This is a genomic window from Caldicellulosiruptor bescii DSM 6725, assembly GCF_000022325.1.
In the GTDB taxonomy this organism is placed as follows: domain Bacteria; phylum Bacillota; class Thermoanaerobacteria; order Caldicellulosiruptorales; family Caldicellulosiruptoraceae; genus Caldicellulosiruptor; species Caldicellulosiruptor bescii.
The window spans coordinates 674,770-696,212 of record NC_012034.1; the positions used below are offsets into that span (position 1 = coordinate 674,770).

At 34.6% G+C, this 21,443-nt stretch carries 13 protein-coding genes and 2 pseudogenes; 9 read left to right on the forward strand and 6 right to left on the reverse strand.

Features of this window, described 5'->3' with window-relative positions:
- The first annotated feature begins 18 nt into the window (after positions 1 to 18).
- From ATHE_RS02970 to ATHE_RS02980, 3 genes are read left to right on the forward strand one after another with little or no spacing between them, the layout of a single operon-like run.
- A complete protein-coding gene (locus ATHE_RS02970) occupies positions 19 to 1,359 on the forward strand; it encodes an ABC transporter substrate-binding protein (protein WP_015907177.1) in 1,341 nt (446 codons plus the stop codon).
- Positions 1,356 to 3,227 carry a sensor histidine kinase gene (locus tag ATHE_RS02975; protein ID WP_015907178.1) on the forward strand — a complete coding sequence of 624 codons (1,872 nt, stop codon included), beginning with the start codon at positions 1,356 to 1,358 and terminating at the stop codon, positions 3,225 to 3,227. Before ATHE_RS02970 ends, ATHE_RS02975 begins: the two co-directional genes overlap by 4 nt.
- A complete protein-coding gene (locus tag ATHE_RS02980) occupies positions 3,220 to 4,860 on the forward strand; it encodes a response regulator transcription factor (protein WP_015907179.1) in 1,641 nt (546 codons plus the stop codon). Before ATHE_RS02975 ends, ATHE_RS02980 begins: the two co-directional genes overlap by 8 nt.
- 49 nt (positions 4,861 to 4,909) lie before the next feature.
- Here ATHE_RS02980 and ATHE_RS02985 read toward each other — a convergent pair whose 3' ends face one another.
- Both ATHE_RS02985 and ATHE_RS02990 read right to left on the reverse strand, forming a co-directional pair.
- Positions 4,910 to 6,130, reverse strand: a complete 1,221-nt coding sequence (locus ATHE_RS02985) for an MFS transporter (RefSeq protein WP_015907180.1) — start codon at positions 6,128 to 6,130, stop codon at positions 4,910 to 4,912.
- Entirely contained in the window at positions 6,105 to 6,548 is a 444-nt protein-coding gene (locus tag ATHE_RS02990; protein WP_015907181.1) for a helix-turn-helix domain-containing protein, read from the reverse strand. The genes ATHE_RS02985 and ATHE_RS02990 overlap by 26 nt, the downstream gene beginning before the upstream one ends.
- A 270-nt stretch (positions 6,549 to 6,818) precedes the next feature.
- Here ATHE_RS02990 and xylA point away from each other — a divergent pair, with 270 nt between their 5' ends.
- Positions 6,819 to 8,135, forward strand: a complete 1,317-nt coding sequence (xylA, locus tag ATHE_RS02995) for a xylose isomerase (RefSeq protein WP_015907182.1) — start codon at positions 6,819 to 6,821, stop codon at positions 8,133 to 8,135.
- 48 nt (positions 8,136 to 8,183) lie between these two features.
- On the opposite strand, the gene ATHE_RS03000 is transcribed toward xylA, so the two are convergent.
- Entirely contained in the window at positions 8,184 to 8,891 is a 708-nt protein-coding gene (locus ATHE_RS03000; protein ID WP_015907183.1) for an arginase family protein, read from the reverse strand.
- A gap of 152 nt (positions 8,892 to 9,043) precedes the next feature.
- Between ATHE_RS03000 and ATHE_RS03005 the strand changes: the two genes are divergently transcribed.
- Positions 9,044 to 9,220, forward strand: coding sequence for a helix-turn-helix domain-containing protein (locus ATHE_RS03005; RefSeq protein WP_015907184.1), 177 nt, complete (start codon positions 9,044 to 9,046; stop codon positions 9,218 to 9,220).
- A gap of 77 nt (positions 9,221 to 9,297) precedes the next feature.
- On the opposite strand, the pseudogene ATHE_RS03010 reads toward ATHE_RS03005, so the two are convergent.
- Positions 9,298 to 10,529: pseudogene (locus ATHE_RS03010) on the reverse strand (IS256 family transposase).
- A gap of 106 nt (positions 10,530 to 10,635) precedes the next feature.
- On the opposite strand from ATHE_RS03010, the gene ATHE_RS03015 reads away from it, so the two are divergent.
- The 4 genes from ATHE_RS03015 (at position 10,636) to ATHE_RS03035 (ending at position 19,082) form a co-directional block, all read left to right on the forward strand.
- Positions 10,636 to 11,640 carry an Ig-like domain-containing protein gene (locus ATHE_RS03015; RefSeq protein WP_015907185.1) on the forward strand — a complete coding sequence of 335 codons (1,005 nt, stop codon included), beginning with the start codon at positions 10,636 to 10,638 and terminating at the stop codon, positions 11,638 to 11,640.
- Positions 11,641 to 11,731: 91 nt separating this feature from the next.
- Positions 11,732 to 13,375: an S-layer homology domain-containing protein gene (locus tag ATHE_RS03020; protein WP_015907186.1), complete on the forward strand. Its 1,644-nt coding sequence runs from the start codon at positions 11,732 to 11,734 to the stop codon at positions 13,373 to 13,375.
- Between the two features lie 266 nt (positions 13,376 to 13,641).
- On the forward strand, positions 13,642 to 17,052 hold the full coding sequence (pulA, locus tag ATHE_RS03030) for a type I pullulanase (protein ID WP_015907187.1): 3,411 nt from the start codon (positions 13,642 to 13,644) through the stop codon (positions 17,050 to 17,052).
- A gap of 116 nt (positions 17,053 to 17,168) precedes the next feature.
- A complete protein-coding gene (locus ATHE_RS03035; RefSeq protein WP_015907188.1) occupies positions 17,169 to 19,082 on the forward strand; it encodes a carbohydrate-binding module family 20 domain-containing protein in 1,914 nt (637 codons plus the stop codon).
- 320 nt (positions 19,083 to 19,402) lie between these two features.
- Here the strand turns inward: ATHE_RS03035 and ATHE_RS14230 are convergent.
- Both ATHE_RS14230 and ATHE_RS03050 read right to left on the reverse strand, forming a co-directional pair.
- Positions 19,403 to 20,628: pseudogene (locus ATHE_RS14230) on the reverse strand (IS256-like element ISCbe6 family transposase).
- A gap of 137 nt (positions 20,629 to 20,765) precedes the next feature.
- Positions 20,766 to 21,443 carry an endonuclease III domain-containing protein gene (locus ATHE_RS03050; RefSeq protein ID WP_015907189.1) on the reverse strand — a complete coding sequence of 226 codons (678 nt, stop codon included), beginning with the start codon at positions 21,441 to 21,443 and terminating at the stop codon, positions 20,766 to 20,768.

Genomic DNA, 21,443 nt, shown 5'->3' on the forward strand with positions numbered 1-21,443 from the left:
TTAGGGTTGTGATTTTTTATGAATGACTCATTCAATAAAAGGCGTTTATTATCAATAAGTTTTTTAGTACCACTTGTAACTACTCTGGTGCTAATAATTGTACTCATTTTGAATACGCAAAAGACAATAGAAGAAAGTGTAACTATTGAAAATGAAGAGTTAGAAGTTAATACGAAAATAAGATTTTTAAGTCCATGGGGTGGGAGTGACCCTTATGCTGAAACACTCTCGTTTGTACTTCAAAAGTTTCAGGAAGAGAATCCTGGTGTAACTATTGTAAACGAATCTCTGTTTGGTGATGATTTTTTGATAAAACTTCAGACAGATTTTGCATCTGGAAACCCTCCTGATGTTTTTGGTCTTTTTCCAGGTTCTGTTAGAGATTTACTAATTAAAAGAAAACAAATAGCTGAATTAACAAATATATTAAAAAAAGATGTAAAGTGGTATCAGAGTTTTTATTCTAACATGTGGAAATATGTGACTTTCAATGGTAAAATTTATGGCGTTCCGCTTGAAACAATAGTTGAGTGCCTATTTGTTAACAAGGATATATTTGAAAAATACAATTTAAAAGTTCCTCAAACGTTAGATGATTTGATAAGTGTCTCAAAAATACTAAAGAGCAAAGGAATAATTCCCATTGCTTTCAATGCGCAGCCAGAAGGAACATATATATACCAAAACATTATTGTTTCTATAGGGACAAAGTATGAAGTTGAAAACCCTATCAAAAACGGTGAATTTTCCTTACCTTACATAAAAGCTCTTGACTATTTAAAAGTTCTATACAAGGCAGGTGCATTTCCAGCAAACTACTATTCACTTACAAGTAAACAGCGAAATGATTTGTTTTTGACAAAAAAAGCTGCAATGATAGTTCAGGGTTCATGGTTCATACCAAAGTGTGATCCAAAAACAGTTGACATATACATTTTTCCTCAGGCTAATGAGAAAGGCAAAAAACATTTAATTTACGGTCTTGGTGCAGGAACGTTTTATGTCAGCAGTCAAGCATGGCAAGACATAGAAAAAAGAAACAGTGCAATAAAACTTTTAAAATTTTTGTCTTCTGAAAAGATTGCAAGAATATTTGTGGAAAGAACGGGATTAATTTCAAATGTAAAGATAAAGAATCCGCCAAATGTCAAAAATTCTCTGCGTTCAAAGGTGGAAGGGCTTATAAAAGAAGCTGATGTGCTTGTTGCACCGCCTGACCATTTTGTTGATAGAATGGTTTGGGAAGAGGTAATAACAAAAAATATTCCTTATTATCTACAAGGAACCATTTCTTCAAAGTTATTTTGGGCAAGAGCAGTCAAGGCGTGGAAAGAGAATATGGAGAAATTAGGTGAATGAAAATGTTAAAAATAAAACTTATTTTTAGAAATTTAATAAAATATTACAGAAAAATTTCCATATACAAGAAGTTCTTGGTAGTATCATATATTCAAATATTTATCCCGATAATTCTTATTGGGGTTTTGAGTTTTAGAATTTCGTCAGATTTGATTTTCAAAAAATATGTAGGATACACTTCTGATGTTATAAAGACAGCAAGGCTTCGCATTGTTGACAAGATAAACGAGTTAAATAGCATAACTCAGGATATTTTGTATCAAACAGAATTATACAATGTTTTGGACAAATCAATGAAAAATATGGATTACTATGATGATGTCACTTCACTTACAAACAAGTTTCGAAAGATAATCTTAGGACATTTAGATGTACAGTCGATAGGAGTATTTACAAAAGAAAAAAAGCTGTGTATAGTTGATAACACTTCAAAAGAAATAGGACTTGATGAAATAATACCTTCTCAAATTTCGTTAGAAAAAGTATATAAAATAGCTGAAATGGGAAATGGGAAACCTATTTGGTATGTAACATTACTGAAAAAAGACAAAGAAAACAAAGCGGCAGTTTTAATAACAAGATGTATAAACAATCCTAAAACATTAAAGTTTGAAGGAATTTTAGCTGTCATGATAAACACAGAGCTATTTGACAAGACATTTTCTGAACTTGTTGCAGAAAAAAGTCAGGCAATTTCAGTGGTGGGAAATGGCATATTTATTTCAACAAAAGGTGAAATAAATAAAGAAAAAGTCCTCAAATTTATGTCTCAAATAAGAAATAAAAATGGAATTGTTACATACACTTCGAATGAATATATTGTAAATATTCTGCCAATAAAACAAGTAGAATGGTACATAGTTACGTCTATTCCAGTTAAAATATTATTTAGGGATATAGACAAACTCAGGATGTGGCTTATAGTTTTGTGTTTTTTGTCGTTTGTTATAACATCAGCAATGTCAATAATGCTTTCAATGGACTTTTTAAAACCAATTAATGCTATTGTAGAAGCAACAAAGAGAATAAGAAAAGGCGAATACAAGACGATAGAAAATCTTGACAGAAAGGATGAACTTGGTATTCTAATTGATAACTTTAACAGTATGGTGGTAAAAATAAATCATCTGATAAATTCGATTTACAAGGAACAGATAACACGAAAAGAAGCAGAACTAAAAGTTTTGCAAACCCAGCTAAATCCACACTTTTTGTTTAATATTTTAGAATCGATTAACTGGCTTGCACAGCTAAACGGCGTATCTCAAATAAGCGATGTTGTCATTGCACTTTCAAAGCTTTTAGAGGTGAATCTTAAAGAAGAGAAGTTTTTAACCTTAGAGGAAGAGATAAAATACATATCTTCATATGTATCTATTTTAAAGATAAATTTTGGTGAAGAGAATTTGAAACTTGAAGTGGATGTAGACAGAAAAGCTTTAAAACTTAGAATTCCCAAACTTCTTATACAGCCCCTTGTAGAAAATTCCATTTTTCATGGTATACGTCCAAAAGGTTTTGGCAGAATATTTGTGGGTTGTTATATTTGGAACGATAAGCTCGCCATAATTGTAAAAGACGATGGTATAGGAATTCAACCTGAAAAATTAAAGGGGATACGCCAAAATTTAGAAGATAACAGTGAGGTTTTGCTTGATCAGTATGAAAGGTCATATACAAGAATAGGGCTTGTCAATGTGGTAAAGAGACTAAAGCTCATTTATGGCAGGGATGCAAACTTTTCAATTGAAAGCTTGCCACAGAGGGGTACTACTATAAAAATTGAAATTCTATTAGATGCGCTTTCAAAAGCGGTAGAAGAAAGTTTGCAAGAATTTTCTGGCGAAGGGGAAGAGGTAAATGTATAAAATTGTAATAGTTGACGATGACATGCTTATTCGAAAAGGAATTAGAAATGTAATAAGATGGAAAGATTTAGATTGTGAAATTAGCGGTGAAGCTTCAAGCGGGGATGATGCTCTAAAGGTGATCGAGAAAGTAAAACCTGACATTGTCATTACAGACATTAAAATGCCCAATATGGATGGTATTGAACTCATAGAAAGAATTAAAAAGATTATACCACATTGCAAGATTGTAATTTTAACAGCTTACAGAGAGTTTGAATATGCACAGAGAGCTATAAAATGTGGTGCTTTTGATTTTCTTCTAAAACCAACCAAGGTAGAAGATATAATAAATGTTGTGCAAAAAGCTATAGACGAGATTAAAAAAGAAAAAACAATATTAGAAGAGGTAGAAAAGATAAATAACATTTTGAAAGAAAAATTACCAATCTTGAGAGAAAATTTTTTGTTCAATGTCATGTTTGAGATGATTTCAAATGAGGACGAGATTCTTCAGATGGCATCTCTTTATGAGATTGAAATTGATATATTTTTAATGATTTTAGCTGAGTGCAGTACAAAAGAAGAAAGAGGAAGACAGAATACTCATTTGTACCTTTTGGGAATCTCAAATATGCTAAATGATTTTTTGAGCAATAATTTTACCATCTATACTATTTATTTAAATAACTCTCAAGCAGTGTATATTGTAAACTCAAAGAAGGAACTTGATAAAGAAGAAGAGAAGAAATTCTTTGAACTTTTGAGCCAGCTAAAAAAAGCAGCAATGGAATGTTTTAATATTGATTTGACATTTGCAGTAAGTACGTGGGGCAGGGGATTAGTGCAGCTTCCAGACAAATATAAAGAATGCATAGATGCAATAAATTACAGATTTTATTTTGATGAAGAAGATATCATATATTACAAGGACCTTTCTCACTTTTTCATGTATGTGGATGATAGAAAGTTGAAAAATCTGAAAAATGAAATTTTGTTGAGTGTCAGATATGGAAATTATTCAAACATAAATAATATCTTGCTTGAGCTCGAAGAGACCTTGAAAAAGTCAAAAGCAGATAAACAGTATATCTTCAATTTTTACTATCTTCTGCTCATTGAAATAAATATGATAAAAGCTCAGCTTTCTTCGGCCATAAATAAACCTGATAATCCAGAGATGTTTGAAAATTTTGATTATTTTAATGAGATTATAAAATGCAAAAGTTTGTCAGAACTCAGCAACATCTTGCGAATATCTATCCAGCGTACAATTGAAGAAGTCCAAAAACACAACCTAAACAAAATGGGCAGTTTAATAAAAAAGGTGATAGATTACATAAAAGAAAACTACCACTCAAGCGAGATTTCCCTCAGCGATATTTCAGAGAAATTTTTTGTAAGTCCTTCATATTTGAGCAGACTGTTCAAGAAAGAGACAGGAAAAAACCTTTCCGACTTTATAAATGAGTATAGAATAGAAAAGGCAAAGCAGCTTTTGCTCACAACCGACATTAAAACATACGAGGTTGCAGATAAGGTTGGTATTCCAGACCCACACTACTTTTCAAGACTTTTTAAACGCTACACTGGCTACAGCCCTTCTGAATACAAAGAAGGTGCAAAACTAAAAGGTGAAAAAGTAAGCGAATAAAAAGAGGGGCGCGTAAGAAATAGCCCCTCTCATTTTTTTGAACTTAAAATTATTCTTGCTTCATGTTCACTACCTTCAGTAGCATCACTGAGGCAAAAATAGCAAGGATGGCGCCGAAGATGAAAGGTGCAGAAGGACTTATATATTGCCACAAAAATCCTGCAACCAAACTTGCTGGAAATGCGAAAATTCCGACAGCGCCGTTGTAAAGACCGTAAGCTGTACCTCTTTTTTCAGGGGGAACTAAATCTGCAACAAGTGCCTTTTCAACGCCCTCTGTAAGTCCATAGTAAAGACCGTACAAAATGTACAGAGCAACTATTTGATATGTCTTTGTTGCAAGTCCAAAGCCTAAGTATATCAAGGCATATACAATCCAGCCCATCACAATCAAATATTGGCGTTTTATTCGATCTGACAAAATTCCAGCAGGGTAAGCGCTAAGAGTTGTTATCAAATTGAAGGCGGCCAGCATCAAAAATATCTCTAAAACTGTCAATCCTCTGTTTTGAGCCTGCAGGATTAAAAAAGCATCTGAAGAATTTCCAAGGGTAAAGATTGAAATAGTCAAAAGATATAGTTTAAACTTTTTATCAAATCCTTTCAATGATAGGTTGACCTTTGCTGCCGATGGGTTTTGGTTTTTAGTATCTACTGCAAATGCAATTATTAAAAAAAGCGCAACAAAGACTGGAAAAATTGACACTAAAACAAGAATCTGAAACAAGTGTTGCGTTAGCTTTAAGGCGTTTTTAGAGGTAAAGTATATTATAAAACTGCCCACAATCAAAGCTAAAATTGCCCCTGCCGGATCCATTGCTCTGTTAAATCCAAATGCCTTTCCAAGTTCTTCTTTTTTTGTTGTGTTCGCAATCAAGGCATCACGAGGAGAAGTCCTAATACCTTTTCCAACTCTGTCCAAAAACCTTATAATCAATACGAATACCCAGTTATTGGCATAATATAAAAGTGGTTTTGAAAGTGCAGAAAGGCCGTAACCTATGGTTACAAGCCACTTTCGTTGATTTAGCTTGTCAGAAAGATACCCTGAAAAGATTTTTAGGATTGTTGCGGTTGAATCTGCCACACCTTCAATAAGACCTATTACAGAGGTTTTTGCATTTAAAACGTTTTTCAAAAAGAGAGGGAGAGCCCTTATTGTCAGTTCACTTGAGAAGTCATTGAGAAAACTTACAAAACCGAATATAAAAGCATTCCACGGTATACCAAGAATTTTCTTTTCCTCAAGATTGTTCTTTCCATTCTTCACTTTCATTCTCTCCTTTCTCATCAGTTTGCCATTCAAATTCGAGCTCAAACTTTATGGTGTCCATTCTTCTTTTAATCTTGACCTCCATTTCAACATTTTCTGGGAAATCGAACCTTCGATTTTCAATGGTAATAGACCTTTCGCGAGAGATTGTGTCAAGAATCTCTTTTGCATGAGAAATGAGGTTTTCAGTCTTTCCTTTTCTTGTCTCTTCAAAACGAGATATGGTCTGGTTCTTAAAATAATCTTTTGATGATCCTCTTCCAAGCCAGTCAAGTAAAGCATGTTTAGAAAAACGCCACTCTCTGCCTATCTTTCTTGCTGGTATATCTTCATCTTTTAGAATTTGATTGAGTGTTTTAGTAGAAATTTTCAAAAACTCAGCTGCTTCTTCAAAGTTCAAAACTTCTTTTTCCATTTGTATCACCTCATATTACATCTAAATTCTATTTAATTTATAGTTATATTATAAACAAAAACATTCATCGTGCAAGTTGAACTGACAATCTGCCATTATTTTTTGCAAAATAATCTTTGTCTTGAAAGAAGGATTTTTTGAAAAAATGAAGAATATATATTATAGATATTAGTTTGTTTAATAAACAAACTAAGTACACGTACTGGCATGTTTAAAAAATAAGGTTTAGTTAAAAAACTGATTTATTATAGAAGGAGAGTGAGTTATAAAATGAAGTACTTCAAAGACATTCCAGAAGTAAAATATGAAGGACCACAGTCGGACAACCCATTTGCTTTCAAGTACTACAATCCTGACGAAATCATTGACGGCAAGCCTTTGAAAGACCACCTTCGTTTTGCTATTGCTTACTGGCACACATTCTGTGCAACAGGAAGCGATCCGTTTGGACAACCTACAATTGTTCGTCCTTGGGATAAGTTTTCAAACCGAATGGACAACGCAAAAGCAAGGGTTGAGGCAGCATTTGAATTTTTTGAACTGTTAGATGTACCATTTTTCTGCTTCCATGACAGAGATATTGCACCTGAAGGGGAAAATTTAAAAGAGTCAAATAAGAATTTGGATGAGATTGTTTCTTTAATAAAAGAGTATTTGAAAACCAGCAAGACAAAAGTATTATGGGGAACAGCAAACCTATTTTCACATCCGCGATATGTTCATGGTGCTGCAACATCCTGCAATGCCGATGTTTTTGCATATGCAGCAGCGCAAGTGAAAAAGGCGTTAGAGGTTACAAAAGAGCTTGGCGGCGAAAACTATGTGTTCTGGGGCGGAAGGGAAGGTTATGAGACACTTCTAAATACAGATATGGGATTGGAACTTGATAACCTTGCAAGATTTTTGCATATGGCGGTTGAGTATGCAAAGGAAATAGGTTTTGACGGACAGTTTTTAATAGAACCAAAACCAAAAGAGCCAACTAAGCATCAGTACGATTTTGATTCGGCTCATGTTTATGGATTTTTGAAAAAGTATGATCTTGACAAATACTTCAAGCTCAACATAGAGGTAAACCATGCAACCTTAGCAGGACATGATTTCCACCATGAGTTGAGATTTGCGCGAATAAACAACATGCTTGGTTCAATTGACGCTAACATGGGCGATTTGCTTTTGGGCTGGGATACAGATCAGTTCCCAACAGATGTAAGACTTACTACACTTGCTATGTATGAGGTTATTAAAGCTGGTGGTTTTGACAAAGGTGGACTTAACTTTGACGCAAAGGTAAGAAGAGGTTCTTTTGAGCTTGAAGACTTGGTCATTGGTCACATTGCTGGCATGGATGCTTTTGCTAAAGGCTTCAAGATTGCGTATAAGCTTGTTAAAGATGGCGTATTTGATAAATTTATAGATGAGAGATACAAGAGCTACAAAGAAGGAATCGGTGCTAAGATTGTAAGCGGTGAAGCAAACTTCAAGATGTTAGAGGAATATGCTCTGTCTCTTGACAAGATAGAAAATAAATCTGGCAAGCAAGAGCTTCTTGAGATGATTTTGAACAAATATATGTTCAGCGAATAAAGCTGATATTCTCAAATGAAAGCTGGAAGAGTTTCCTTCCAGCTTTTTTCATGCAACAATACTTTGAGATTTTGCTGTGAACAAAGAAAGAAGTTGTATATTTATGTTCTCGCTTTTTTTGTGTTCGGGTAAGAAAAAATGTGCGGGTGGTTCACCACAAATATCTGCTCCAACTATTTCAAAAGATGACGTAAAATGCAAAACTATTTCAATTAAGGTTTTTGGCTGGCAGTGTCCCTGGTCCCAAGTTGTGTTTATTGAGGACTTTGTCAAGATGTCTTTGTCGATGCTTATATAAACCGGTAGGTGAGGTTTTATCTTTTTATATTCAAGTGGTGAAAAAATTTTGATTTTACTGTTGTGCACATTTTTTTTCTCCTCTGAGAGAACAAAGATTTCGACAATTTGATTTAATCCTGCTGCATCTTTTAACCATGAACCGCATGTTATAAATCCTTGGTATGTATCTGAATAGTCAACGTGTTTGTCTATGACTATTAAAGAAAGGGTTTTATCAAATTTTTTTAACAGCATATATGTAAAGTGATGATATTCGCCAGCACCAAGAAAGAACAAGGAATTTTCAACTTTTTTTATCTTTTCTGAGATTGAGTCAAGCACCTTTTTTGAGCACATGTATTTAGTTGAAGAAAGGTCTTTGAGGTCAATGCAAATGCACATCTCTTTAAGTCTTGGCTGAAAAGAATAATACTCATCAAACATCAAAATGTATGAAGAAGATAATAAGCTTTTCATGCTCATCATCTCCTTCTTTTGCAGAGTTTACATATATAATTATATCACTTTAAGGTGAAGATGCTGTTATAAAGAAGAAAAATGGTGGTATAAAAAATTATTGAAAGCAGAAGATATTGTAAGAAATTAATGTTGGAAGGGAGATGGATTTTATGAGCGCAAAAGAGATGGTGTTAGAGGCTTTGAAGAGTTCTCCAGAGCCGATGAAAACTCAGGATATTGTTCAAAAGACAGGGCTTGACAAAAAAGAGGTTGAAAAAGTTATCAAGGAACTAAAAAGTGAAGGGCTGATAGAGTCACCAAAACGCTGCTTTTACAAAGCAAAATAAACACTAAAAAAACTTGTTGCCTGTCCACTTTATAAGGTGCTAAGGAAGATGGACAGGCTTTTTTTTAGCGAGACTTGTCAAGAATTTTGTATTTCCACATCAATAGCGCATATTGTAGAGCTGTAATATATTGTAACTGCATTTTTTAAGAATAGGTATTCCGTTTTTCCACTTGCCACGATGCAAGTTTTCTCTTTGTAAGTAAATGTTTATTTCTAAAATTTCTACAGATTGAAAATAACCGCCTGAGTTTATTCTTATTTTTTCAATTATACTGTTAACACTTTCTACTGCACAGGTAAGTATAGATATGCTTTCTTAAATCTTCAGGATACTTCATATGTGCAAGATAGAACTCTGCTTTTTCGCAAACACCCTTTATGAATCTGGGGTATTTTGAGGAATATTGATTACAAAGTTCTTTAAACTTTAAAACTGCTTCATCGAAGTCAGAAGAGGAAGTTCTTAATTTATCAAGTTCTTTGTTGAAAACAGAAGCATCATCTCAAGACTATTGTTTTCTAACATTGCGTTGAAGGTGAACAAGCTTATGGTCGGCAAGGGGATAAGCGAGCCAAGCAGCACCGATTATACCTGGGAAATCATCGCTTACGACTATTAAGACTTTTTTAAGACCTCTTGTAATTAAGTCGTCAAAGACTCTCATCCAATCGGCTTTGTTTTCTTTGCCGAAGAAAGGGCAGAATACGAAGATATCTTTTTTGCCTTCTAAATCAATACCGAGGACAACATAGCAAGTAGCTTGTTTAGCTTTTGAGTTATCTTTAATTTCGCTTTTGAATAACCGTCAATGATGAGAGCAAAAGTACTTTCAGGAAGTTCTCTTTGTTTAAAGAGTTGAAGCTCGTTTTTTAGATCGTTTTTGATTTTTTCGATTTCGTCTTCAGAATAAGGCAAATTCATGCTTTTAAGAGTTTGGACAAGAGAACGCTCAAGAGTAACCATTGATGTACTTGCGACATAAGCAGGGAAGTAGATAAGCTATCAACTCTTTTGTAGCGGAAAGAAGAGAATAGAAGGTCGGAAATTCTAAGGGCGTCTGCGAGGGACAGAGATTTCAAACTACATAGCAGGTGTTGCAAGTTTTCTTTCATAGAAGCCATTGCCTTTGTCGTTTTCGTTTTTAGCAAGGTAAACAGTTCTTTCTGATAACATAAAGCAATCGAGCAAGTTTTCTAAAAGCTGTTTTAGAGCTGGGCGAGTAGGATCATCACAGGAAGCAATACATATTTAGCACTTGTTCGATAGCCATATTTTTAGCGGTCTCAAAAATTTCATTTTTCTCCATAATCGTGAACCCCCTTTGGTGATTATTTCAATACTAATTATACAGTGGACACAATTTTATTTTAACTCCCGCTGATTCAGGTTTTTGGTGTGCAATAGACGATGTTATGTTCTATCGGCAGGACCCAGATATCGAAAAGAATATAGTGAGTGTTCAAAGATTAGATATTACAACAGAGGTAGGGCAAAAGCCACAGCTTCCGCCAACTGTCATGGTGGTTTATGATGATGATACATCCTCTGAGGCAAATGTTACATGGGAAGCTATTGATGAGAGTAAATACTCAGCGATTGGTGAATTTACTGTGACTGGTACTGTAGAAGGCACAACTCTAAAAGCATATGCCAAAGTCAAGGTTATCAACAGCAAAAACCTTGTAAAAAATTACAGTTTTGAAGAAGGACTAAAGTATTGGATAAGCGAAGGAAATACAAATGCAGTCAAAACTGAAAGTGGTGGGCATTCTGGGACAGCGCAGCTTACTCACTGGAGTGACAAACCTTACAAGGTGGTCACATATCAAACAATTGAGAATATACCAAATGGTATATACATTTTCAGAGCCTTTGCAAATGGAGGAGGCGGTCAGAATGCTAACTACCTGTTTGTAAAAGACTATGGTGGAGAAGAATTGAGAATAAATATGCCAACTACATGGGTCGCTGAGTGGCACAGAATGGTGATTGCAAACATTAAGGTTACGACCGGACGTGTTACAATAGGGCTTTATTCAGATTCAGAGAATGCAGGAGGTACATGGTGCAACCTTGACGATGTTGAATTTTTCAAGGTTGCTGACAGTGAATTTGAAATTTTAAATGCAAATCTGCAAAAGGATAAAGGAATTGTTGCGAGTGTTACAGTGAAACAATCAGAAGGTATCCAGCATGAGGGGAAAGAGGCCATTGTATTTGAGCTACTTAAAGGGACAACTCCTGTTTCAATTGTTGCTATTGAAAAAGATATAATAGATGCTGAAGATTTCAAGGCATACTTTAATGTAAATGATTATCTTAGCCCTGATTACAGGGTAAAAGTATTTGTATTTGACAAATTTGACACAAGCCTTTCTGTTCCAAATAGTCTTGCTGAGCCTGTTGAGCTTCGATGAGGTTTTAACCGCCCGGCAACTATTTTTAGTGGTTACCGGGCAGATTTTAAAGGTTTTATAAGGCTATAATCCCAAAAGGAGGATTTTAGTAATGAAAAAAAGAACAAGGATAGCTTCAAGTCTATTGCTTGTTTTTGTGTTTTTGTTCTCTTTATTGTCTGTGGGATATTCTGCCCAGGAAGTTATTTTAAATTCCATACCTGATAAAAATCCAGGTGAAGACGTTGTAATTTCTGGGCAAACGATGTTTGATGAGATTGTTATCAAAGTGTTGAGACCAAATTCTACCATACTTTATATAAATACAGTGAAGGGGAAAAACTTCAGTGACAAATTTACTTTACCAGCAGACTTGCCTGAGGGTACTTACACAGTTGTTACTGGAAAAGGTTCTATTGTCGATATAAAAACTTTCAATGTAGTAAGGAAACAACCATCTTTACCTAATTCGTTTCCTGAGATTTTAATCCCTAATTTCAAAGAAGCTGAAAAACAGGCAGGTGTACAGCCATCTCAAAAGGAAGATATTAAACAAACTGATAAAGCTGCTTTGCCTGAAATTACAATTGATAATAGTGGGATAATTAGGCCCAAAATATATCAGCTGTCAGAGGGAAGATTAGACGTTAGATTAGATGAGTCTTTAGTACAAAAAGCACTGCAGATGCAGGTGTCAAAAAACAAAATTTTAACGTTGGATTTAAAAAACAGCAAGCCTTTAGTACAGTACAATATTGTGCTTCCATCGAAAGTATTTACAGCTTCTTTTGATGTGCAGGAAGTTTTAGTTGATACAGATGAATTAGATTTGAAACTTCCAGCTGACCTATTAAAGGAAAAGAACATAGACAAGAACAAGCAAATAGAGATATTGATAAAAAAAGTAGAAAATTCTAATATACCTTCAGAGATTCGTGCGGCAGTTGGGAAAAGACCAATATATGAAATTGGGTTTTATCAAGATTTGAAAAAGGTGAATGTTGAAAGACCTACAAATTCTATAAAAATATCTATTGCTTATACTCCTGGAATAGAAGAGCTGAGCGGTATTGAAAACTTGGTTTTGTTTCATATAAAAGAGGACGGGAAAACAGAGATTTTATCAAATAGTAAATATGTAAGGACATCGAAATGTGTGATTGCAAATGTGAATGGTTTTAGCAAGTTTGCAATAGGGTATGTTACCAAAAAATTTGACGACTTAAAAAATTATTCGTGGGCTGAAAAAGCTGTGTCTTCCCTGGCCGCAAGAAATATAATAAGTGGTGTTGACAAAAGTAGTTTTAGACCTCAAGAGTATATAAAGCGTGGAGAGTTTGTCAAGTGGCTGGTAAATGCTCTTGGCCTTGATGCTCAGTATTCTTCGAACTTTGAGGATGTCAAAAAAGATAGCAGCTACTGGCGTGAAGTTGCAATTGCAAAAGCACTTGGCATTGCAAAAGGTTATGCGAATAAGTTTAAACCAGAAGATTATATAACAAGGCAAGATATGATGGTTCTTGTTAAAAGAGCATTGGAGGTTGCAAACAAACCAATTGTAAAAACAAAAAGTAGCCTTGCAACTAAATTTTCTGATTCATCTGATATATCTTTGTATGCTCAAGATAGTATTTCTATTTTGGTTGCAAATGATTTAATAAAAGGAAATAGCAAAAATCAAATACTGCCTCGAAAGTTTGCAACTCGTGCAGAAGCTGCTCAGCTTTTGTTCAGGATATTTTTCAAATGGGAATAGAAAGTAAAATAAATTTTGCAACTTTTCTATACGGCAGTCTTCACAGTGAGTGGAGATTGCCTTTTTTTATTTACTTTTCATAAATTCAAGTCTTTAATTTATTCAAATTGCAGCATATTGACAATTTTAATAAAAAGATATATAATCATTACAAAGTTAAAGCAAACCTTTGCATTCACAAAAGAGGTTTTTGGATTTTCGAAATTATTGTTTAGGTGGGTTGTTTCAAAAAAAAAAATAATTAAATTTATTGGGAGGTAAGAGAGATGGCAAAGTATTTTAAAAGCAAACGTTTTATAAGCATTTTGCTAGCGTTCATATTTTTCACTACTCTTGTTTTCCCACTCACCATTCTTGGAGCAGACGAAAAAACAACTCTCATCATTCACTACTACAGATACAATGAAGACTATCAAGGCTGGAATTTGTGGATATGGCCTGTTGAGCCAGTGGGTGCAGAAGGCAAAGCTTATGAGTTTACTTCCAAAGATGACTTTGGTGTAAAAGCAGTAGTTGAACTTCCTGGAAAGGTGACAAAAGTAGGTATCATAGTTAGAAAAGGTAACTGGGAAGCAAAAGATGTTGCTGTTGACAGGTTCATCTCAGGAATCAGCGGTTCAAAAGAGGTTTGGCTGATAGAAGGTGAAGAGCAAATCTATACATCTCAGCCTCAGAAAACTCCAAAAATGACAGCTTTTATTGATGGTCTTAATACCATCGTTGTAAAGCTTGCAAAGAAGGCAGATATCCTTTCAAATAACAGGACTCAAGGGTTCAAAGTTACAGCCTTTTATGAAGAAGTTCCTATCAAAAAAGTTGAGCCAGTTTTGCCTAAGATAAATAAGAATTTTAAACCAGAAGAAGCTGGGTATGAACTCATTGATGGTGGCACAAAAGTGAAATTTATATTAAAACCTGGTGCAGGTGATTTTAAATTTACAGACACCTCTGGCAAGCTAGATGTATATGTCTCTGGAACAATGAACGACTGGGGCGGAACAGCATCTTCCGAAGGAAAGTACAAACCGCTTCCTGCATGGAAAATGACATGGAATGCAGAGAAAGGTTACTATGAACTTGTAAAAGAACTTGGCAAAGACGGTGTTGTAATTGGTGCTAAGTTCAAGTTTACCTCATGGGATGGTACATCTGCAAAGTGGTATCCAGATGGAATGGGAAATGACAAGGTTATTGAAGAGCTTTATACAGGTAATGAGAAGATAACAAAGGTTGACACTTTTAAAATCACAACTGAAGATGAATTAGAACCACAGGTTCCTTATGTTGTGTCAAAAGATAGCTTCAAACCAACAGTTGCACAGGCAAGAAATATTTTAGACAATCCAAAGTACTACTACAAAGGCAATGATTTAGGATGCACATATACAAAAGCTTATTCAGCGTTCAGACTTTGGGCTCCAACAGCAATTGGAGTTATACTAAGACTCTACGATGATTATAAGACTACCAAGTATAAAGAGTATGAAATGCAGCAGTCTTTCAACGGAACATGGTATCTTAAGATAAATGGAGATTTGAAAGGGAAATACTACCAGTATGAAGTTTGGCATGCTTCTAACTCTATAACTGACGATACAATCAGAAAATATGTTGTGCCAGATCCATATTCAAGAGCAACATCTGCAAATTCTGAAAGAACCTTAATCTTTGATCCAAAAGATACAAACCCTGTCGGCTGGGAAAAAGATACTTTTGTGACTCTAAAGAATCAAGAGGATGCGATAATTTATGAGACGCATGTAAGAGACTTTACAATAGATGCTTCAAGTGGTGTAAGGCCAGAGTTTAGAGGCAAATACTTAGGCTTCACCCAAACAGGGGCAAAAGGACCAAATGGAGTAAAAACAGGTATTGACCATTTGAAAGAGCTTGGTATAACCCATGTACATCTGCTTCCAACATATGACTTTGGTTCAATAGATGAGACAAATCCTGACAAAGGCTATAACTGGGGATATGACCCAGTTTTATATCAAAACGTTGAAGGTTCCTATGCTACAAATCCAAACACAATTGTAAGGATTAAAGAGTACAAACAAATGGTCATGGCACTGCACAAGGCTGGCATAGGCATTATCCAGGATGTTGTTTTTAATCACACATTTCAGATAGGTGATGCAAAATTCTCAATATTCGACAAGATAGTACCAGGATACTTCTACAGAAAAGACAAAGATGGGAACTACTCCAATGCATCAGGCTGTGGTAACGAAATTGCAACAGAAAAACCTATGGTAAGAAAGTTTATAATTGATACCTTGACATACCTTACAAAAGAGTATCACATAGATGGTTTCAGGTTTGACTTAATGGCAGCAATAGATAGAGTTACAATGGCAAAAGCTCAAGAAGAAGTAAGAAAGATAAATCCATCAGCAGTAATCTATGGAGAGGGCTGGCTTGCAGGTTCAACACCGCTTGATAGCTCACTTAGAATGGAAATAGGCTCATTTAATCAGGCAGGCCTTCACATAGGACTTTTTAACGACAGAATAAGAGAGGCAATAAGAGGAAACCTTGACAATGAATCTAAGGGATTCATGCAAGGGAATTACTCGTTTAGGCTTGAAGATCTCAAAAGAGGCATTCAAGGTGGTCTTGGTGATTTTGCTGCAGACCCGGATGAATGCATAAACTATGTTTCGGCACATGACAACCTAACTCTTTGGGATAAACTTCAAAAGAGTGTGCCAAATGAACCAGATTACATCAAGGATAAAATGGGCAGACTTGCGAATGCAATTGTTTTGACAGCACAGGGTGTTCCATTCTTGCATGGTGGAGTTGAATTCAACCGAACAAAATATATGAATCATAACTCATACAATGCGGGCGATAAAATTAATAAGTACAACTGGAACCTTAAAGTAAAGTGGTACAACACTTTCAAGTACTATCAGGGGCTAATTGCATTAAGAAAAGCTCATCCAGCTTTCAGGATGACAACTGCAGAAGACATACAGAAATATCTTACATTTATCCAAACACCGAAAGGAACATTAGGTTTTAGACTCACATATCCAAAAGATACATGGAATGACATTATAGTTGTTTACAACTCAACAAAGAAAGTACAAGAGGTCACACTGCCAGAAGGAAACTGGGTAGTTGTTGCAAATGGAGATGAAGTTGGCACAACACCAATTAAGAATCTTACAAACTTTGTTGCTGGCAAGGCATTGGTTGCACCAATTTCTATGTTTGTTGCATACAAGAGCAATGAATTTCCACAAGGTTTTACTAAGGTAACCGGTAAGGACCCTGTATCATTAGAAAGCTCAAGTACAGTAACAGTTCCAAAAGTTTATGGTAATGGAAATATTGAAGTCACATTTAAAGTAAAGGTACCACATGGGACAGATGATGATGTTATCTATTTGGCAGGTTCGTTTGGGAAAGCTGGACTTTCTGATTGGAATCCAGGAGATAAGGATGGAGCAATAGAACTTGTAAGATTGCAAGATGGGACATATACTGTGACTGTTAAACTTAACGCAGGTGAAACATTCGAATATAAATACACAAGAGGTAGCTGGACTACAGTCGAGAAAGGTGCAAATAAAGAAGAGATAGAGAATAGGAAACTAACAGTTAAAGATGAAGGCGGAGGAAAGATGATAGTCAGCGATACAGTTTTGAACTGGGCTGATAAATAAGGCAAGATTATTTGCCCACCTTGCGCACCATCCAATCTCTAAGTGAGATGGATAGGTGTGCAGGGTTGGGTATTCACCCCAAAAAACAAAATAAATAGAAGGAGGTCAAGAGAAGGATGAGAATGCTATTAAAAAGGTCTCTTGCTCTGCTGGTAAGTATTGTCCTTGTATTTTCGTTGTTCTTAAGTGTTTTTCCACAGCAAGCAAGAGCACAAGATACCATAAAAATTGTAGGTAACTGGCAGGATGCTGGTAACTGGAATTTTGACAGCTCTAATATTGTTTTGAGTGAAACCTCAACTCCGGGACTTTATTATGGTGAGTATACTTTTAAAACTGGTGGTTCTTATGAGTTCAAAGCAGTTATAAATGGTAGTATATGGTGTACAGGCGCTCCAAAAGTAGCAGATAATAATACTAACATACCTCTTAATGTTACAGATGGTCAGACAGTTAAGTTTTGGTTCTTCAAAAATTCTCAACTTGTAATTGACAGCACTCATTTTCCAAATGGGCCTGATAGTTTAGTAGGGCAAAATTCTTTTAAATTTGTAGGAGTAAATAATGAATGGAACCCTAATGATGGTAAGTATCAATTTATAAGAGTCCCAGATGCAACATATACCTATTTATATGATAATAGTTACAATGATTTTTCGATACCATATGGATTTAAGATTATAATAGGTGGTTTTGGGAACCTATCATGGGCATGGAATGGTGCAAAAGAAGGTTCAGTTGTTAAATTTAAAGAGGGTGGAGATAATATTGACCTGAAAGAATTTAAAGAATCTAATGATAATCTTCTAAAAACAAAATTTTTCCTTGATATCCTAAACGGCTGGCTCTTTACAGAAAAAGATTTGACAAATATCCAACCAGTAGATTTTGCAAATAACGGCTCTGTAATTGGTGGAACTTCAGTTCATCTTACATGGACACCATATACACCAAATGCAAATCCACTTTCAGCCAAGCTTTACTACAAAATAATTGATGTGAGCAATGATAGCGAGTTGGTTAGTCTCACCGATTACAGCACAATCCACAAAATAGATATCCCAAGAGAGTGGATAGGAAAGACAATTAAAATTATTGCAAATGCCAAGATAGGTGAAATAACAGGACCTAATGTTGAGTTTACATTAAATATTGTTGACTTGCCACAAAACTTAATAGTTGAAGCAGCTAACTATATAACATACAACTCTATAGATGAGACATTTTTAAATTTGGCTCAAGGTGATACAGTTCAAAACATAACTTCTAACTTCGCAGTTGTTACATCATATGTTTACAATGTGGTGTACGAGGGAAATAGTTATCCACTGACATTTAATATTGACTGGGAGAGCAGTAATTCATCTGTATTAACAATAAATGGTAGTACAGTTGTGGTTACAAGGCCAACACAAGGTGACCTTCAGGTTGAGTTGAGAGCAAGAGCAAGATTTGGTGCTATTTCAGCAGATGGACAAAAAATATTTACTCTTACAGTAAAGAAATTCCTATTAGGAGTAGATGGTGGAATACCTGTTACATTTAACGTAACAGTTCCAGATTATACTCCTGATAATGACAATATTTACATTGCTGGAGATTTTAAGACTGATAAGCTTCCAAAATGGGACCCTGTAGGTATCAAATTGATAAAGGTCGGAGATAAAAAATATAGTATAACAATGTATCTTCCACCGAATGTAACAATTGAATATAAATATACCCGCGGAAGTTGGTCAAAAGTAGAAAAGGATGCATTTGGTAATGAAATATCAAATAGAGTTCTGCAGATAAATAATCAGGCTGTGACAAAAAATGATGTAGTTGAAGCATTTGCGGACCTTGGAGCTGTCAAGCAAGGTCTTCCAACGGTGAATTTGGTCATCAATGTTCCTCAACAAACTGTAATTGATACAGGTGATGGAGGAAGGGTAATAAAAGCAGAAGGTGGTGCTATTTCAGTTCCAAATACTAAGAACACTGTTTTGATAGATATTCGGAGTGCATTAAATGCTATTATATTAAAGTAAGTTGTTGAATAAATAATTATACCATTAATGTTACTATATAGGATTACAAATTATTCCACGTGTATTTAAAAGAAAATTTAAACAGTTGGGTGTGTAAATAATTTTGTGTATTTAAGATAAGCCGTCCTTCTTGGTAAGTAATCATTCAAAATTTTATTGCCAACTTTCTATTTTTAGTATTTCCATTTCAATATTTTTTATGCATAAATTTTTAACTTCATGGAGAAAATTTAATACTGGGTTATATTATCTTTTTTTTTATTTGTTTTTTTAACTGCTTCTATAGAAGCAGTTAAAAAAACGCGAACAAATGATTGCTTCTACTTTATATATTCTCTCAACCGCTCAGGATACATTATTAAAAGCTGGTTTAATATCATATCCCAGTTTCTGTATCTTTGCGTCCACTTTCTTACAACATTTTTAGTCGCAAGATAAAGCATCTTTTCTAAAGCTATATCATTTGGAAACACTGATTTTGACTTTGTAACTTTCCTAAACTGTCTGTGAACACCTTCTATAATGTTTGTTGTATAAATTTATTCTTCTAATCTCTGGGGGAAACTTAAAAAACGAGGTCAGCATTTCCCAGTTGCTTTCCCAGCTTCTAAATGCATAAGGATATTGTTTCCCCCATTTCTCTTTTATTTGACAAAAATTCTCAAATGCCTCTTCTTCATTTGTTGCCTGGTATACTCTCTTGAAATCTTTTGAAAATTCTTTTATGTGTTTATACGAAACATACTTAAATGAATTTCTCAACTGGTGGATTATACATCTTTGAATATCACTCTTTGGAAACACTGCTTCTATTGCTTCTTTCAAACCAGTAAGACCATCAACACAAAACAGCAGGACTTCTTCTACTCCTCTTGTCTTTAAATCATTCAATCGACCTTGCCAGAATTTAGAACTTTCACTTTCTCCTATCCATATTCCTAAAACATCCTTATATCCCTCAATGTTAATCCCTAAAACAACATAGGTAGCTTTATTCACAATTTTACCCTCATCTTTTATCTTGTAATGGATCGCGTCCATGAAAATAAACGGATATATCTTTTCCAATGGTCTATTTTGCCATTCTCTTATTCTATGGTACTATTTTTTCTGTAATTTTGCTTACCATCTCAGCAGACACTTCAATACCATAGATATCTTTTATTTGTTCATGAATATCTCTTGTTGTCATCCCTCTGGAATATAAAGCTATTATTTTATCTTCAATTTCAGAGATATCTCTTTTATACTTAGGAATTATCTTAGGTTCAAATTCACCTTCTCTGTCTCTTGGAATATCAATTTCCATCTCTCCAAATTTTGTTTTTACGGTTTTCTGAGTATATCCGTTTCGAGAGTTAGTAGTTTGTTTGTTTTTAATATCATATTTTTCATAACCCAGAGTTTCTTCAATTTCTGCTTCTAAAAAGCTTTGAAGTACATCTTTGAACAGGTCTTTTAAACTTTCGTAAATATCACTTACGCTCTGAATATTATTTTTTCTTATAAACTCTAAGAGCTGCTCTTTTGTTAAAACATTCTCCATAACAAAAAACCTCCTTCTTGGATATTTTTGTTTATATTCTGATTCTTACCAAGAAGGAGGTCATTATACTTTACACAAAATTATTTATAGTCTCAAGAAGGCTGTTAAAACTCATTATTGAACAGCCTTCTATTTAATTACTCTTCATTATAATAATTACAAATTAATTTTAAACAGCATTTGTTACAAATTGGCTTTTTGCTTTTACAAATTTCTTTGCAATGCTTTACAATAAGTGCATGAAACTCGTTATAAAGCTGGGTTTGTGGAGTTAGGTTAGTCATGACAATTGCTTGTAAATCATTGTATGATATTTTTTCACTTTCTATTAACCCCAGTCTATAAAAAAGTCTTTTTGTATAACTGTCTACCACAAAGATGGGTTTTTCAGCACCATACAAAATTATGCTATCAGCTGTTTCAAATCCTATACCTTTTTGAGAAAGTAGAACCTGTCTCAAACTTGAGATATCAAGAGCAAACAATTTTTCTAAGTCAGAGTTAAATTCTCTTTTTAAAAAGTTGCAAAATTCCTTCAACCTTTTGGCTTTTTGGTTATAATAACCTGCAGGTTTGATTAATTCAGACAACATTTCATCAGAAGTCTGGAAAATTCCTTCAATTGACAGGATATTTGCTCTTTTTAGATTACAAATAGCCTTTTCCACGGAGTTCCAAGAGATATTTTGAGCTAAGATTGCACCAATGACCATCTCAAATTTGGTTTCAGCAGGCCACCAGTGTTGAGGGCCCCAATATTCATAGAGCTTGTTATATACGTTATAAAGAAATTGCGAAACATCTTCTTGTTTCAT